The sequence below is a fragment of the Streptomyces sp. NA02950 genome, assembly GCF_013364155.1.
Lineage (GTDB): Bacteria > Actinomycetota > Actinomycetes > Streptomycetales > Streptomycetaceae > Streptomyces.
Genome location: NZ_CP054916.1, coordinates 5390162 through 5405681 on the forward strand (window position 1 = coordinate 5390162; position 15520 = coordinate 5405681).

The following is a 15520-nucleotide window of genomic DNA, read 5'->3' on the forward strand; positions in this document are numbered from 1 at the left end:
TCCAGCACCATGGGCGGCATGCCTGTCAACGACATGCCGTGGTGGCGCTGGCGCAGCAATGTGCGCTCGGCGCTGCACATGCTCGCCGATCCGGTCTTCCAGCGGGAGTGCTGGCTGGCCGGTCAGGATGGATACGGGGATGTCACCGACGCCGTCTACCGGCTGGTCGAGGACACCTGGCTGGACAACTGGTCCGCCGAGAAGTACGTCGGAACGATCTTCCGTGACTCGCAGGAGGCGGCGCTCGTCGATGTCGCCGTGCTGCGGGTGCTGAGGATCATGCACCAGGTGGGTGCCGACGCCCAGGTCTCGGCCTATATCGACCACCACGGGTGGCCGGAGGCGGTCCGGGCGGCCCGGGAGGCCCATGTGCGGCTCGCCACCAATGACGGCGAGGATCCGGATGTGCCGCCGCGGACGCTCGAGGTGCTGGCGATCATGACGCGTGCGGTCTGAGGATCTTCACGGGTGTGCGACGCTATGGAGTCATGAGCGAGTCGCATTCCGTCCCCGACCGGTCCGACCGGGCCGGCCAGTCCGGCAGTCCCGATCAGTACATCCTGACGCTGTCCTGCCCGGACAAGCAGGGCATCGTGCACGCCGTGTCCAGCTTCCTCTTCATGACCGGGTGCAATATCGAGGACAGCCAGCAGTTCGGGGACCGCGACACCGGGCTCTTCTTCATGCGGGTGCACTTCCGCGCGGACGCGCCCGTGCGGGTGGAGGACCTGCGCGCCAGCTTCGCGGCGGTCGGCGAGTCGTTCCGGATGGACTGGCAGATCCACCGCGCGGACCAGAAGATGCGCATCCTGCTCATGGTCAGCAAGTTCGGCCACTGTCTGAACGACCTGCTGTTCCGGTCGCGGATCGGGGCGCTGCCGGTGGAGATCGTCGGAGTGGTCTCCAACCACACCGACTTCGAGGCCCTGGTGGGCTCCTACGGGATCCCGTTCCACCACATCCCGGTGACGAAGGAGACCAAGGCGCAGGCCGAGGCCGAGCTGCTGGAGCTGGTGCGCACCGAGCGGGTGGAGCTGGTGGTGCTGGCCCGCTACATGCAGGTGATCTCCGACGATCTGTGCAAGCAGCTCTCGGGCCGGATCATCAACATCCACCACTCCTTCCTGCCGAGCTTCAAGGGCGCGAAGCCGTACCACCAGGCGCATGCGCGCGGGGTGAAGCTGATCGGTGCCACGGCGCACTATGTGACCGCCGACCTGGACGAGGGCCCGATCATCGAGCAGGAGGTCGAGCGGGTGGGCCATGAGCTGACCCCGGACCAGCTGGTGGCGGTCGGCCGGGACGTGGAGTGCCAGGCGCTGGCGCGTGCCGTGAAGTGGCACAGCGAGCGGCGGGTGCTGCTGAACGGCCACCGTACGGTCGTCTTCGACTGAGCGTCCCGCTCAGAGGCGGGACAGCGAGGCGGTCGCGTAGAGGACGTCCCTGATGGCCTCGGTGTCGCCGGACTGCCCCGCCGCGGCCTCGGCGGGCGGCACATGGCCCGCGGCCAGCTGGTAGAACGCATCGCCGTCCAGGGCGATATGCGCCACCTCCTCCTCCGGCGAGGCCAGCGCGGCCGGGGAGTCCAGCGGGATGTACCAGTCGCCGCCGCCGATGCCCTCGACCTCCAGATGGAGCGTACGGCCCGGGGAGCCCGCCGCGACCAGCCGTCGGGGCGGGGCCGCGAGCCCGGCGCGACGGCGCTCGGCCAGGGTGTCGGGGAGCAGCCGGGCGCACAGGTCGATCATGGCCTTGAGGTGGGCGGAGGCCGGGGGTTCATACGGGTAGTCGACGGCCTCGGCGATGTCCCCGGCGTGCACCCAGCACTCGAAGGCGCGGTCCAGGAAGGCGTCGCGCAGGGGCAGCGCGAAGTCGCCGTAGGGCACGTCGAGACCGGACACCCCGCGCCCGGCGAACGACACCGTGCGGACCAGGGTGTGGCCCTGCTCGCGCCACAACTCCCGTACCGCCCCGGGAGGTCCGTCGGCGTGGCCGGCTCCGGGCCCGGTCCGCCAGTACGCCTCGGTGCGCGCCGACGGTGAACCGGGCGCGGGGACGCCGAGCGGGTCGGGGAGGCCGAGGGAGGCGGCGATCAGGCCGTCCACGACCATGAGATGGCCGATCACCCCGGCGACGGTGGTGTCCCGGCCGGTGAGCCGTTGGCCGTCGAACCACTTGAGCCGTACCGGCGCCCGCCACTCGGCCTCGCCCATGTCGCGCAGCAGCGCGTCCAGCCGGGCGGCCTCGGCGTCGTACGCGGCGGCCCAGCCGGGCACCGGGATCCGGGCCGGGCGACGGCCCAGACAGCCCGCGAGGACCCGGGAGCGCAGCAGCGGGTCGAGGTCGAGGCTGTGCTCGGAGTGCAGCAGTCCGACGGCCTCGCGCAGCCGGAGCGCCTCCTCGGCGCAGGAGTTGCAGTTGTTGAGGTGGTCCTCGACGGCGGCGGTCTCCTCCTGGGAGCAGGCGGTCAGCGCCCAGGCGCCCAGCAGCGAGCGGAGCAGATCGTGCGAGGGAGGCCGCGGCACCGGCGCGGGCTCAGCGGCGGGTCCGGGCTCCGGTGCGGGCTCGGGTTCCGGCTCGGGTCCGGACGCGGGCTCGGGCTCCGGCTCGGGTCCGGACGCGGCGGCCGGAGGTCCGGGGACGGTGGCCGGGGGATCCGTGGGCCCGGAGCCGGGCCGTCGTGGCGCGGGGATCCCGGCGTCCAGGGCGCCCGGCCAGTGACCGCAGTCCTCGGCGGCCGGGCGGGGCAGGGGTATACGGGGCGGTCCGGCGGGTTCAGGAGGGATACCCGTTTCATCGCCTCTGCCGGGTCCGCCTCCTCCGTCGCCCGGTCCGTCGGCGTGACCTTTGTCACCGAACGGGCTCTCGCCGAACGGGTCCTCGCCGAACGGGTCCTCGCCGTGCGGCTCCGGACCGCCGGGCCCGCTCACAGCGCCCGCCCGTAACCGGGTGGCGGGACGGCGCACGGGGACGGGACGTAGGCCGTGGAGAGCAACTGGAGGCCCAGTCGCAGCCGGCGCCGCGCCTCGTCCTCGGTGACCCCGAGGGCGGCCGCGGCCTGGCGGTAGTCACGGCGGTCGAAGTAGGCCAGCTCCAGGGCGGCGCGCAGCGGGGCGGGCATCGACGTGACGATGTAGTCGGCGCGGGCGGCCACGGACGCCTCACGGATGCGCTCCTCGATGTCCTCGGTGGTCACATCGCCCTCCTCGGCCGCGGCGGCCTGGGAGTGGCGCAGCCGCCGCACCGCCTGGCGGTGGGTGAGCATGGCGGCCCAGGAGCGCAGCGAACCCTGCTTGGGGTCATAGGCGTCCGGGTTCTCCCAGATGTAGCCGAAGACTTCGCGGGTGACGCGGTCGGCCGCTTCCTCGTCCTCCAGGACGCGATGGGCGAGATGATGGACAAGCGAGGCAAATCGGTCATACAGCTCACCGAGTGCGGCGGCTTCGCCGCGCGCGAGTCGCTGCTGCATCACGCGGTCCCAGCGGGGCGGTGCGTCGTTCGGCATACGGCCCCCATCCCTGAGTCGTCCGGCCGGGTCTCCAGGCACTGTGCGCCCACCTTCCTATCGAATGTAGTGCCGGGGGCTGACACAACACGCGACCATGGGGCAAAGTGCGGCACGAGCAGGCTGCGCATGGTATTGACCCCTTCACTTTGCGCAGGATTGGCGAGACGAAACGCTTCGCCGAGGCATAGGGTCATTCCCTACGGCGTGTGCCAGGGGGAGTTTCACGCGGCGGTGGGCGGGCAGCCGCCCGGGAACAGCAAGTTCCGGTTAGCGGCGAGCGAAGGGCTTCGGGCGCGTGACGTTGAAGGTGATGGAGGACCGTCGGGGGGAGTGGGTGGTACTCCAGGTCTCCGGAGAGATGGACCTGGTGACCTCGCCCGCGGTCCGGCAGCACGTCCACGACGCGGTCGCCGAGGGCCGCCACTGGCTGGTGCTGGACCTCTCGGAGGTCCGGTTCTGCGACTCCAGCGGCGTCGGTGTGCTCATCGCGGCGCGTCGGCTGATGCGATCCTGTTCGGGCCGGCTGCGGCTGATCCTGCCGCCCCAGGGGGCCGCGCACGGTTCCCATGTCCACCGCGTGCTGGCGGCGCTCGGGGTGCGGCGGCTGTTCGACGTGTACCCGGACCTGGACGCGGCGACCGAGCCGGACCAGGACGAGAACGCGGTCGACTCCCTGTCGGCCTGAGCTCCGCCCCGCCACCGCCCTGCGCCCCTCACGGCTCTTCATGCCGTAACGACATTCCTCACGCCGCTACGAGCGCCCGGTGCTCGGCGGTGTCTTCGGGAAGTCTGCCCGCACCACGAAGCCCCCGTCGTCCGTCGGCCCCGCCTTCAGTGTGCCGCCCAGCAGCTGCGCCCGCTCCCGCAGCCCCACCAGCCCGTGCCCGCCGCCGGGCAGCCCGGGCGGCGCGGCGGACGCGTCCGGCGGCCCGTTGCGCACCTCGACGCGCAACTCCCGTGACTCCTCCAGATCCCTGACCCGTACCGTCACCCGCGCCCCCGGCGCGTGTTTGCGCACGTTGGTCAGCGCCTCCTGCACGATACGGAAGGCGGCGCGCTCCACCGCCTCGGCGGTACGGCCCTCCTCGTCGTCCGTCTCCTCGCAGGTGTCCGCCTCGTAGGCCACGTCCAGCGCGCTCAGTTCGATCATCCGGGGCAGATCCGCCAGCCGGGGCTGCGGGGTGAGGTCCTCCAGATCGCCTCCGGCCGCCCGCAGGATCCCGACCATGTGGCGCAGTTCGTCCAGGGTGCGGACGGACAGTTCGCGGATCGTCCGCGCGCCCTCCCGCGCCTTGGCGTCCTCGGCGCTGATCTGCACCGCACCGGCCTGGAGGCTGATCAGGCTGACCTGGTGGGCCACGACGTCGTGCATCTCACGGGCCAGCCGCGCCCGTTCGGTGCTCAGCACCTGCTCGGCGATCAGTTCGTCCGCGTGGCGGCGGCTGCGGGTGAGGTCGTCTATCCGGGCGGCGAGTTCGCTGCGGGTGCGCACCAGCAGCCCCAGCGCGATGGGGCCGACGGAGGTCACACAGGCGTCGATCAGGACCAGGGTGTTGTCCCGGTAGGCGGTGGGCTCGAAGTCGGAGACCGGCCACGGCACGAAGTGCGCGGCGGCCAGCAGCAGTGCGAGGACGCCGAGCAGCCTGCGGTCCGGGCGGCGCCGGGCCACCGTGTAGAGCGCGATCATCGGCGCGAACCAGATGTAGCCGATGAAGATCCCCGGCAGCGTGGTGAGGAAGACCAGCGCGGGGAAGCGGCGGCGCAGCAGCAGGGCCGCGGCGGCCACCAGCGAGACGTTCAGATCCAGGCCGAAGGTGACGCCGTTGACGAGCAGGGCGTCGGCCACCGCCAGGACGAGCGGGATCAGCAGCGAGCCCCAGCGGGTGGCCCAGCGCGGCAGCCGCCGCCGGGACGGGCGCGGCGGGGGCTGCATGTCCTCGAAGAGCGGGCTGGGGGAGTGGCGGAGGGAGGAGACTGTCATCGGGTCCCGCCTATCGGTGGGCGGCCGGCGATGAGTCCGGCGCGATCGGCGACGATGGCCGCCTGGACACGGTTGAGACCGCCCAGCTTGCCGAGCACCGCCCGGACATGGTCCTTGACGGTGCTGGCGGCCAGCCCCATCCGCTCGGCGATCTGGGGGTTGGCGAGGCCCTCGCCGAGGAGGGCGAGCACTTCGCGTTCGCGCGGGGTGAGGGCCTCGACGGCCTCGGAGGCGGTCGCCTCCGCCTCGGCGGCGAGGAAGCCGCCGATCACGGCGCGGGTGACACCGGGGTCCAGGACGCTGCCGCCCTGGGCGAGGGTCCGTACGGCGCGGACGAGTTGTTCCGGGTCGGTGTCCTTCAGCAGGAAGCCCGCCGCTCCGGCGCGCAGCGCGGCGGCGAGGTACTCCTGGACGTCGAAAGTCGTCAGCATGGCGACGGCGGGGGAGCGGGGTGCGGCCCGCAACTGTCTCAGTACGGTCAGCCCGTCGGCGTCCGGCATGCGGATGTCGAGGAGGACCACATCGGCTCCGCTGCGCTGCACGGTGTCGACCGCACCGGCGCCGGAGCAGTCGGCGACCACGTCGATGTCCGGGGCCGTGCCCAGGATGAGCCGCAGGCCGGAGCGCACGAGCGCCTCGTCGTCCACCACAGCAACACGGATCACCGGCCGCTCCCTCTCCTCAGCTGTCATGACCATTGCCCGGACAGCCTGCCGTATGGCGGCCCGAAAATGGAGCGATTCACTCCGCCCAGTTGGGGGAGGCACCCCCTCCGGTCGGCGGGGGTGACAGAAGACCAGCGGCGGATGCCGGCCCGGCCGTTCACCGGGCAGAGTGGACCACATGCTGCACCACCCCGCGGGGTCGACCCGGACCCCGGCCCTGTCACCGCGCCGTCCGGCCTCTCGGCGTGTAGTGGCCGTCGTGGATCTGACCGTTCCCGGCACAGGGCAGACAGTGGGGCGCTGCCGCTCTCAGGCCGCCGCGACCCCCACACGCGGCGGCCTGTCCACCCTTTGACCGCCCGCCGCGCCGTGTGCGCGGACCCAGCGCTGACCGGCCCCCCGCGGGGGGAGGGACCGGCCTCCGCCCGGCGTCGCCGGGGTCGGATCCCACGGACGGCGGGCGCATCACCCCGGTGACGCACCTGTCCGTGCGCACACGCGGGTGCGCTCGTGTGTGCTGAGTGCCCGCCGTGCATCGTGCTGTTCCTCCGGCTCTTCCTCCGGCTTCCGGTCTCCCTGACGTCCCTGTCACACGGGCGGTTCGGCCGGGGCGGGGCCCAGCGTGGTGGTGCCCGGTGCGGCCCGGTGGCCCAGTCCCGTGCGGTACGCGTCCATCGCCGCCTCCAACCGCCCCTCGCGCCGCAGCAGATCGCCCAGCAACCGGCACAGGTCGGCCAGGTCCCCGGCCGCGCCCGTGCGTTCCAGCAGCGACAGCGCCGCACAGTAGTGCTCCTCTGCCGTGTCCGCGTCGCCCCGCTCATCGGCTATCAGGCCCAGCAGCCGGTGAGCGCCGCCCGCGTGCACCGCGCCGCGTTCGGCGGTGAGCCCGGCCCCCTCCGTCCTGTCCGTCCTGTCCGTTCTGTCTGTCCTGTCTGTCCTGTCTGTCCTGTCTGCCCCGTCCGCGTCAGGGACCGTGTCCCCGTCCGCGTCGGGAGAACGGGCCAGCAGTGGCAGCAGCAGGGCCTCCGCCTCGGTGGTACGGCCCCGGCGGCGCAGCACGTCCGCCAGCTCCACCTCCACCTGCACGGTGAACAGCGCCGCCCGCTTGCACGCCAGCATGTCGCGCGCCGTGCGCAGTTCGCGTTCCGCCGACTCCAGATTGCCGTCCTGCGCGTGCACATAGCCGCGCATCCAGTGGCAGTGCGCCAGGTCGGTGTGGATCCGCAGCTGTTCGTACAGCTCCTGGGCCTTGGCGAGGGAGGCGTCGGCCTCCGCCGTGCGGCCCTCGGCGATCAGAGTGCGGGCCACCCCGCGGTGCATCCGGGCCACCAGCCCCGGATCGTCCACCTGGGGGGCCAGCGCGAGCGCCAGTTCGGCGGCGCGCACCGCACGGGCATGCGTCCCCATGTCCATGTACGGGCCGATGGCCGCCGTGTAGAGCAGCAGCAGCGCATGGGGATCGTGCAGCCCGGAGGCGTTCAGCTCGTCGATCGTGCTCTCCAGCAGATAGCAGGAGTAGCGCAGTTCGCCCGCCAGCAGATGGGCCACGGCCCGGCCGCGGATCGCCGGGACCCGCCGGGGCAGCGGCTCCTCGGCCAGCAGCCGTTCCACCGCCTCGAAGTGAGCACGGGCCGTGCTCAGTTCACCGGTCTCCAGCGCGCAGTCGCCCAGACCGAGCAGCGCCGACGCGCCCTCCTCGGCGAAGCCGAGCCGCTCCGCCTCGGTGTGCAGATCCCGGAAGAGCGCGGCGGCGTCCTCGGCGGCACCGGTCGCCAGCGCCCGCCGGGCGTCGGTGAGTCCGGCCCGCAGCCGGGTGGCGTCCTGCGGGGAGCGCCCGGTGGTCAGCTCCTCGTAGCTGACGCCGAGCCGTCCGGCGAGATGGCGCAGTGCGGCCTCGGAGGGGCGGACCTTGCCGGATTCGAGGGTGGAGACATAGGCGGCGGTGTAGGCGGGCTCGGCGAGCTGGCGCTGGGTGAACCCGCGCTCGGTGCGCAGCCGAAGCACCCGGCGCCCGATCTCCCCGGTCGCGTACGCCGCCGCACGCCCGTCTCCGGCGCTTCTCTCGGCCACCGTGCCCTCTTCTCCCCGGCTGTAGCTTAACCGCCGAGCTAAGTCCATTTACGTGTGGATCAAAAGATGTCTGAGGCGAGGAAAACAGCTCCCGCCGGTCCGGGTGCCGAGACAACGACCGTCCGTCAGCCGGGACTGCTCCTCACCGACCACCACTTCGGGGTACCGCCCGACCATACGGCCCCCGAGGGCGAGCGGATCAGCCTTTTCGCCCGCGAGGTCGTCGCCGCGGACCGCGCGGGCACCGGACGGGACCGACTCCCCTGGCTGCTCTACCTCGAGGGCGGGCCGGGCTTCGGCGCACCCCCCCCGGCTGGGGCCCGCTGTACGACGCGGAGCGGCTGGCCCGTAACACCGTGCCGGTGGCCGCCGCCGTCTACCACGACGACCTGTACGTGGACACCGCGCACGCCCTCGCCACCGCCCGCGCCATCCGGGGGCTGCGCACCTGGGTGACCGACGAGTTCGAGCACGACGGGGTGCGGACCGGGGGCCGCGGGGTGCTGGACCGGCTGCTGCGGCTGGCCCGTGACGAAGCGGTGCGACACGGCGGAGACGACCGGCGGCCGCTGCCCGGATGTGGCGGACGCCATGTCAGATTTCCCTGGGACTTGCCGCGTTCTTATTGCCCGATACCTTCACGCCCCGTAGGTTGAGCCGAAAATTAACCCCGCTTAATCGGGCGCTTACGGACTGAATTCGGGAGCCACCGTGCGACGACACATACGCCGACGCGTCCCCCTCCGCATCGCGGCCACCGCGGGGGGTATCGCGCTGGCCGCGGCACTCACCGCGACCGCGAGGGCGACCACCGGCGGAGCGGACCCCGCCCGGCCGCACGGTGGTGGCGCCCCGGCGGCCGCCCCCGCAGAGCGCACCCACGAGGTCGAGTACTTCAGCGGTCCCGGCGCCCACCCCCGGCACACCGAGGTCCCGGCCGCCACCCCGAAGCGCATGACCCGCGCCGCCCGTTCGCTGTCCGCCGCCGAGAAGGCGGACGACGGCGACGTCAGCTCGGTCATCGAGAAGGGGCCGGTCGACGACAAGGTCGACGTCGTCTTCGTCGGCGACGGCTACACCGCCTCCCAGCAGGAGGACTTCCACACCGATCTGCGCGCCAAGTGGAAGGAGATCTCCGCGGTCGAGCCGTACGCCTCGTACCGGGACCTGTTCAACGTGTGGTCCGTGGACGCCGTCTCCAACCAGTCCGGTGTCTCGGGCGACCCGAGCGAGGACGTCGTCAAGGACACCGCGCTCGGCTCGTACTTCTGGTGCGACGGCCTCGAGCGGCTGCTGTGCGTCAACACCGACAAGGTCGAGTCCTACGCGGCCAAGGCCCCGCAGGCCGATCTGGTGGTCGTGCTCTCCAACTCCGCCAAGTACGGCGGCGCGGGCTACACCGTCACCTCGCAGGTCGGCTACGACGGCATCGCCACCGCCTCCTCCGACCACGCCGACTCCGACCAGGTGGCCGTCCACGAGACCGGCCACTCGCTCGGCAAGCTGGCCGACGAGTACGTCTATCCGGACAACGGCACCTACACCGGCGCGGAGCCCGAGGAGTCCAACGCCTCCACGCTCAGCGCGGACCAGATGACCGACCAGCGGAAGAAGTGGTACCGCTGGCTGGGCCAGACCTCGCCGGACGGCGGCGCGGTCGGCGCGTACGAGGGCGGGCGCTACTACCCCAAGGGCATCAACCGCCCCACCGACAACTCCATCATGCGCACCCTGGGCCGGGAGTTCAGCCTGCCCGGCCGGGAGGCGATGATCGCGGGCTTCTACCGGCACGCGAGCGCGGTCAGCAGCAGGACGCCCACCGACAAGCCGGTGGGGCGCAAGGCCGAACTGACGGTGCGGATCCCCAAGAAGGCGTCCCTGAAGTGGTACGTGGACGGTGACGAGGTGCGGGCCGCGCGCGGGAAGAAGTCCGTGACCCCGGCCTCCCTCGGCGTCCGCGCCGACGGCGAGACCCACAAGGTGACCGCCAAGGCGACCGACACCACCCGTGCGGTGAAGGACCCGGAGCTGCGGAAGCTGCTGACCGACTCCCGTACGTGGAAGGTCGCGCGGCACTAGCGACCCGGCGCCTCGTGGCGCGCCGCGCGCCCATCCGAACCGCCGCCCCGTGGACCCCCGCCGCGGGGCGGCTTCGTGCGCCCCGGCCCGGTGTCCGGCCGACCTCTGCCCGCGTCGATGCGGGGCGGCCGCGGTCCGCCCCTCAACATCGGCAGGTCCTAGGTTTCCCTATACCGCGACCGCGCTCAATCGCCCACCGGGGCGGGCTGCCGGTCACGTGTTCCGGCGGCGCGTCGATCATCCGACAACGCGCCGGTCGCCCGGCCGCCGCCGCGGACGGACGACCGCACCTCGCGGCCCGTCCCGCGGAGCGCTCAGCGCGCCAACTCCCGTTCCAGCCCGGTGGGGAAGCGTGTGGTGATCCGCATACCGCCCAGCCAGCCGCTCAGCCGTGCCGCCTCCGTCTCCAGCGCCGTCCACGCCTCCCGTCCGGCGTCGGTGAAGAGCTGCCACACCACCTCGCCGTCGGCGCGCTGGGTCCAGGCGCCCACGATCCGGCCGTTCCACCACACCGTGGGCCCGATGTTGCCGGTGCCGTCGAAGAGCGCGGGCACCTGCTCCGGGTCGAGATACCAGTCGCGCATCCGCCAGCCCATGGCGGTCGGATCCAGGCTCGGCAGCAGCGCGGCCCACGGTTCGCACTCGGCCACCGGCTCCTCGTCCCCCTCCGCCACGAACCCCGGCCCCTCCGCCAACTCCACGGAAGCCGCCCGGATGTCGGCCAGCGCCCGCCGGGTGTCGGTCACCGTCCACCCCGTCCACCACTTCAGATCGGCCTCGGTCGCGGGCCCGAACGCCCGCAGCCAGCGCCCCGCGATCTCCGCCTTCGCCTCGCGTACCGGCACTTCGGGCAGTGCCGCCGCCGGGGCCCACGGGAAGATGCTGCTGTTCCAGGAGGAGCGCGGGCGGCAGCGGCGCACCAGCCCGTCGGCGGCGAGCTGCCGCAGCAGCCGACTGCCGACGCTCTGCTTCGCCTCGTACGGCTTCCCCGGCGACATCAGGATCGTCTCGCGCAGCGCGGGCAGGTCCTGGGCCAGTTCGGCGGTGGTGGCCTCGCCCCGTACCGCGAGCGCCGCCACGACCTCCTTCTCGACCGCGGCGAGCCGCTCCTCGTCCCAGCCGTCCGCCCGCTCCCGCAGATGCCTGAGCAGGGTGGCGCGTTCGCGGACGGCGATGGCCCGACCGGCTCCGGCGTACACGGCGGGGGCCAGGGCGGCCGTCACCACGAACATCGTGCGGCGCATGCAGAGCAGCCGCATCATCGACAGATCCTCGTAGAGCGCCCGGTCCACCTCCGCGGACGAGGGCTCGCGCAGCCGCGCGCACGCCGACAGATAGACGGTGGCCGGGTCGGTGGCGTGCAGGGCCACCACCGCGTCCGTCACCTCCTCGACGGTGGCCGCGCGCACGGACGGCGCCAGCAGATGGCGCCGGCCGACCCGGGCGCGGCGCTGTTCGGCGGAGATACGGAGGGCGGGGCGCGCATCGGTCATACGGCCGACCGTAGAGCGCGTACCGGACATCTCCTGTCAGGTATGGCGAACGGGCGCGCGGCCGCTCCGGCGGCCGTGCCCGTGCCGGAAGATCGCGTTCGGGCGTGAGGCAAGATGAGGCCATGGGTAACTTCGGGGGCGAGGGTCACCTGATCGCGGGCCGGTACGAACTGGTGTCGCGGCTCGGGCGCGGCGGCATGGGCACGGTGTGGCGATCGGTCGACCAACTGCTGGGCCGGGACGTCGCGGTCAAGGAACTGCATGTGGACGACGAGGGGCTGTCGGCGCTGGACGCCCAGCTGCTCGGTGAGCGCACCCTGCGCGAGGCCCGCACGGTCGCCCAGATCAAGCACCCCAATGTGATCGTCCTGCACGATGTGGTCGAGGAGGGCGAGCGCGCCTGGATCGTCATGGAGCTGGTCGACGGGGTCTCGCTCGCCGACCGGCTGACCGCGGACGGCCCGGTCGGCCCGCGCGAGGCCGGCCGGATGGTGCTGGCGCTGCTGGAGGCGCTGCGCGCGGCGCACGCCCGCGGAGTGCTGCACCGGGACATCAAGCCCGCCAATGTGCTGGTGGAGTCGGGCACCGGCCGGGTGGTGCTGACGGACTTCGGGATCGCGCAGGTCTCCGGGGCCACGACGATCACCGAGACCGGTTCGTTCGTCGGCTCGCCCGAATACACCGCGCCGGAACGGATGTCGGGGCGGCGGACCGGGCCGGAGTCGGACCTGTGGTCGCTCGGGGTGCTGCTGTGCACGCTGGTGAGCGGCCGGTCACCGTTCCACCGCGACTCCCTGGCCGCGGTGCTGCACGCCGTCGTCTTCGACGAGATCGCGGTGCCCGAGGCGGCCGGGGGGCTGAAGCCGGTCGTCGAGGGGCTGCTGCGGCGGGAGCCGGAGCTGCGGCTGAGCGCGGAGGAGGCCGCGCGGCTGCTGCGGGCGTACGGGGAGTCGGGGGACACCCCGGAGATGCCGCTGCCGCGGACCGAGCCCCGGCCGGGCCGGTCGCTCGTCCCCGGACCCGCACCGGGCCCCGCTCCGGCGCCGGTCCCCGAGGCTGTACCGACCGGCGCGGCGGCGGCCGGCGGAGGCACGCCCGGAGCGCCCGGTGAGTCGGGGACGTCCGGCACATCGGGGACGTCCGGCCGTGGTGGCCGCTTTCCCGGCGGCCGCAAGGCGGTGACGGCGATCGTCGCCGTCCTCGCGCTGGCCGGGGCGGGCGTGGGCGCGATGGCGTTGCTGGACGGCGGCGACGACAAGAAGGTGAGCGGGGGCCCGGGCCACCGCACCGGTGACGGCCACAACGGCGGCGGGAAGACCTCGTCCCCCTCGCACAGTCCGAGTCCCAGCACAGGTCCCAGCACGGGTCCCAGTACGTCGTCCAGCGGCATTCCCGCGGGCTACGAGCGGGTGAGGGATCCGCTCGGTTTCTCGATCGCCGTGCCCCAGGGGTACAGCCGCTCCTACGAGCCGCCTCGGGTCTACTACTACTCCCCGGGCAAGGAGTTCCGGATCGGTGTGCAGATCCAGGAGCAGGACCCCAAGGGCCCGCTGGGGCTGAGCCGGGAGGCCGATGCCAAGGGGCCGCAGGAGTACCCGGGCTACCGCAGTGGCCAGGTCATCGAGACCACCCGGCACGGGCAGCCCGCGGCGCTCTGGGCGTTCGTCTGGAACGGCGGCGCGGACGACGGCGGCTCGCGGCAGACATTTGATCTGAGCTGGGACGCGGACGGCAAAATGTATGATCTCTGGCTTTCCGCCCCCGTGGCGCAAAAAGGCCAGGGAAAGCGGCATTTCGATACGGCTGTCGCCACATTCACCCCTTCCGGAACATCGAACTGAGTCCCGTCGCAACGGATTTGTCACGAGCGTTCCGTACGGCCCGGGGCCAGTGGCGGATTTCGCCACCGGACAGGTAAGGATTGGGCCATGACGAACGACGGGGGACGGGCGAACGAGCCCACCAGCTACACCCTGCGGCCGCCGCATGCCCCGGAGGAGACGCCTCCGCAGGGCAGCCCCTACGAGCCGACCCAGCTCGCCGCGCGGCGGCCGCCCGCCGCCCGGTCCTCGGACCCGAACGCCGGGCGGATCATCGGCGGGCGCTACCGGCTGGTCTCCCGGCTCGGCCACGGCGGGATGGGCACCGTCTGGCGCGCCCGGGACCAGGTCATGGACCGCGAGGTGGCGGTCAAGGAGCCGCGTGTCCCGGACCATCTCCCGGACGGCGAGCGGCAGACGGTCTACCGGCGGATGGAGCGCGAGGCGCGCGCCGCCGCCCGGATCGACCACCCCTCCGTCGTCACCGTCCACGACGTCGTGGTCGAGGAGGGGCGGCCGTGGATCGTGATGGAGCTGGTGGCCGGGCAGTCGCTGGCCGGTCGGCTGGATGAGGGCACGCTCGACCCGCGCGAGGCGGCCCGGATCGGTCTCGCGGTGCTCGGCGCGCTGTCGGCCGCCCATGAGGCCGGTGTGCTGCACCGCGACGTGAAACCGGACAACGTGCTGCTCGGCCGGGACGACCGGGTGGTGCTCACCGACTTCGGCATCGCCCAGATCGAGGGCGAGCAGGGGCTCACCGAGACCGGTGGCTTCGTCGGCTCGCCCGAATTCATCGCGCCCGAGCGGGTGCTGGGCCAGCGGCCGGGTCCCGAGTCGGACCTGTGGTCGCTGGGCGTGGTGCTGTACACGGCGGTCGAGGGCCTGTCCCCGTTCCGCCGCAGCCACTCCCCGTCCACCCTCCAGGCCGTCTTGCAGGCCGAACCGCAGATGCCCGCGCGTGCCGTGGGGCCGCTCGGCGACATCATCATGCGGATGCTGCGCAAGGAGACCTCGGCGCGTCCGTCCGCCCAGGAGATCCGGCAGGCGCTTCAGGCCGCGGTCCGTCCGCCGCGGCAGACGCCGACCGTCTCCGCGTTCGGCGCACCGACGATGGCCGCGAACGGCGTCCCGACGATGGCCGCCGGGCCCGGATTCGGAGCCGGGGCCGGGTTCGGAGCCGGGGCCGGGTTCGGCGCGGCGCCGCCCGCGGCGCCGGAGCCCTCCGGCAACCGCTTCGTCCCGCCCATCCTGCACAAGAACCGCAAGGCCCAGATCGGCCTGGGCGCGCTGGTGCTGGTGGTCGCCGCCGCTCTGGTGCTGGTGATCGCGAAGCCGTTCGCGAGCGAGAGCCCGCTGCCGTCCGGCTGGGCCGTGCGCGATGAACAGTCCCTGGTCGGGGCGACCCTGGCCATGCCCGAGGGCTACAAGCGGCTTCAGGACGACTCCTACGACACCGCTCCGCAGGTCTCCTTCACGGACCCCAGCGGCGTCTACACCATCACGCTCAAGGCGTCGGTGACCGATTCGCAGCACCAGATCACCGACAACAAGGGGGTGGCCGGGCAGATCGGCCAGTACTACGAGAGCGGCGCCCAGTCGACGATGGACGAGGCCAAGGTGAAGCCGCCGAGGAAGGCCGACCAGGAGGGCGACCCCGCCCTGGACTTCGACACCACCTACTTCACGCCGGGCACCAGCAGCGATGAGATCCGCATCCCCTACCTGAACCGGGACCATGTGTTCGTCATCGACAAAGAGATCGCATGGCAGCTGACGGTGAGCATGCCCGCCGAGGGCGATGCCCGTGAGACCGGCGACACGATGTACGAGGACGTGCTGAAGAACCTCAAGATCAACAAGAGGTTCCGCATCGACACGGACTGAGTCGCCGGCCGCCTTGTGCC

12 protein-coding genes and 1 pseudogene are annotated in these 15520 nt (G+C 72.6%); 7 read left to right on the forward strand and 6 right to left on the reverse strand.

The window, feature by feature from the left end; genetic code table 11:
- Positions 1-9 precede the first annotated feature (9 nt).
- On the forward strand, positions 10-456 hold the full coding sequence (locus HUT19_RS23630; protein WP_176182375.1) for a hypothetical protein: 447 nt from the start codon (positions 10-12) through the stop codon (positions 454-456).
- Positions 457-488: 32 nt separating this feature from the next.
- Complete coding sequence (purU, locus tag HUT19_RS23635; RefSeq protein ID WP_176182376.1) at positions 489-1394, forward strand: formyltetrahydrofolate deformylase; 906 nt, start codon at positions 489-491, stop codon at positions 1392-1394.
- A gap of 9 nt (positions 1395-1403) precedes the next feature.
- Here the strand turns inward: purU and HUT19_RS23640 are convergent, their stop codons facing one another.
- Positions 1404-2786 carry a zf-HC2 domain-containing protein gene (locus HUT19_RS23640; protein WP_176187210.1) on the reverse strand — a complete coding sequence of 461 codons (1383 nt, stop codon included), beginning with the start codon at positions 2784-2786 and terminating at the stop codon, positions 1404-1406.
- Between the two features lie 140 nt (positions 2787-2926).
- Positions 2927-3505, reverse strand: coding sequence for a sigma-70 family RNA polymerase sigma factor (locus tag HUT19_RS23645; RefSeq protein ID WP_176182377.1), 579 nt, complete (start codon positions 3503-3505; stop codon positions 2927-2929).
- 313 nt (positions 3506-3818) lie between these two features.
- Between HUT19_RS23645 and HUT19_RS23650 the strand changes: the two genes are divergently transcribed.
- Complete coding sequence (locus HUT19_RS23650; protein ID WP_176187211.1) at positions 3819-4193, forward strand: STAS domain-containing protein; 375 nt, start codon at positions 3819-3821, stop codon at positions 4191-4193.
- Positions 4194-4259: 66 nt separating this feature from the next.
- Here HUT19_RS23650 and HUT19_RS23655 read toward each other — a convergent pair whose 3' ends face one another.
- From HUT19_RS23655 to HUT19_RS23665, 3 genes are all read right to left on the reverse strand, one after another.
- Positions 4260-5441, reverse strand: a complete 1182-nt coding sequence (locus HUT19_RS23655) for a sensor histidine kinase (protein ID WP_176187213.1) — start codon at positions 5439-5441, stop codon at positions 4260-4262.
- Between the two features lie 44 nt (positions 5442-5485).
- Complete coding sequence (locus HUT19_RS23660) at positions 5486-6154, reverse strand: response regulator transcription factor (RefSeq protein ID WP_176182378.1); 669 nt, start codon at positions 6152-6154, stop codon at positions 5486-5488.
- Positions 6155-6742: 588 nt separating this feature from the next.
- Positions 6743-8224, reverse strand: coding sequence for a helix-turn-helix transcriptional regulator (locus HUT19_RS23665; RefSeq protein ID WP_254885739.1), 1482 nt, complete (start codon positions 8222-8224; stop codon positions 6743-6745).
- A 314-nt stretch (positions 8225-8538) separates the two neighbouring features.
- On the opposite strand from HUT19_RS23665, the pseudogene HUT19_RS23670 reads away from it, so the two are divergent.
- Both HUT19_RS23670 and HUT19_RS23675 read left to right on the forward strand, forming a co-directional pair.
- Positions 8539-8763 (forward strand): annotated as a pseudogene (locus HUT19_RS23670) (alpha/beta hydrolase); the annotation flags it as partial.
- A gap of 172 nt (positions 8764-8935) precedes the next feature.
- Positions 8936-10303 (forward strand): M64 family metallopeptidase, encoded by a 1368-nt coding sequence (locus HUT19_RS23675; RefSeq protein WP_176182380.1) that lies wholly within the window; start codon positions 8936-8938, stop codon positions 10301-10303.
- Between the two features lie 314 nt (positions 10304-10617).
- On the opposite strand, the gene HUT19_RS23680 is transcribed toward HUT19_RS23675, so the two are convergent.
- Positions 10618-11796, reverse strand: a complete 1179-nt coding sequence (locus HUT19_RS23680; RefSeq protein WP_176182381.1) for a winged helix DNA-binding domain-containing protein — start codon at positions 11794-11796, stop codon at positions 10618-10620.
- Between the two features lie 122 nt (positions 11797-11918).
- Here HUT19_RS23680 and HUT19_RS23685 point away from each other — a divergent pair, with 122 nt between their 5' ends.
- Both HUT19_RS23685 and HUT19_RS23690 read left to right on the forward strand, forming a co-directional pair.
- The gene (locus HUT19_RS23685) at positions 11919-13637 is read left to right on the forward strand and encodes a serine/threonine-protein kinase (RefSeq protein ID WP_176182382.1); all 1719 of its coding nucleotides are present in this window, start codon (positions 11919-11921) and stop codon (positions 13635-13637) included.
- 87 nt (positions 13638-13724) lie between these two features.
- Positions 13725-15500, forward strand: coding sequence for a serine/threonine-protein kinase (locus HUT19_RS23690; protein ID WP_176182383.1), 1776 nt, complete (start codon positions 13725-13727; stop codon positions 15498-15500).
- Positions 15501-15520: the final 20 nt, after the last annotated feature.

Excerpts from the sequence above, each read along its gene's own strand:
- HUT19_RS23685 (WP_176182382.1), top strand. The coding sequence starts at position 11,919 with ATGGGTAACTTCGGGGGCGAGGGTCACCTGATCGCGGGCCGGTACGAA.
- purU (WP_176182376.1), top strand. The coding sequence starts at position 489 with ATGAGCGAGTCGCATTCCGTCCCCGACCGGTCCGACCGGGCCGGCCAG.
- HUT19_RS23690 (WP_176182383.1), top strand. The coding sequence starts at position 13,725 with ATGACGAACGACGGGGGACGGGCGAACGAGCCCACCAGCTACACCCTG.
- HUT19_RS23650 (WP_176187211.1), top strand. The coding sequence starts at position 3,819 with ATGGAGGACCGTCGGGGGGAGTGGGTGGTACTCCAGGTCTCCGGAGAG.
- HUT19_RS23645 (WP_176182377.1), bottom strand. The coding sequence starts at position 3,505 with ATGCCGAACGACGCACCGCCCCGCTGGGACCGCGTGATGCAGCAGCGA.
- HUT19_RS23630 (WP_176182375.1), top strand. The coding sequence starts at position 10 with ATGGGCGGCATGCCTGTCAACGACATGCCGTGGTGGCGCTGGCGCAGC.
- HUT19_RS23680 (WP_176182381.1), bottom strand. The coding sequence starts at position 11,796 with ATGACCGATGCGCGCCCCGCCCTCCGTATCTCCGCCGAACAGCGCCGC.
- HUT19_RS23655 (WP_176187213.1), bottom strand. The coding sequence starts at position 5,441 with ATGCAGCCCCCGCCGCGCCCGTCCCGGCGGCGGCTGCCGCGCTGGGCC.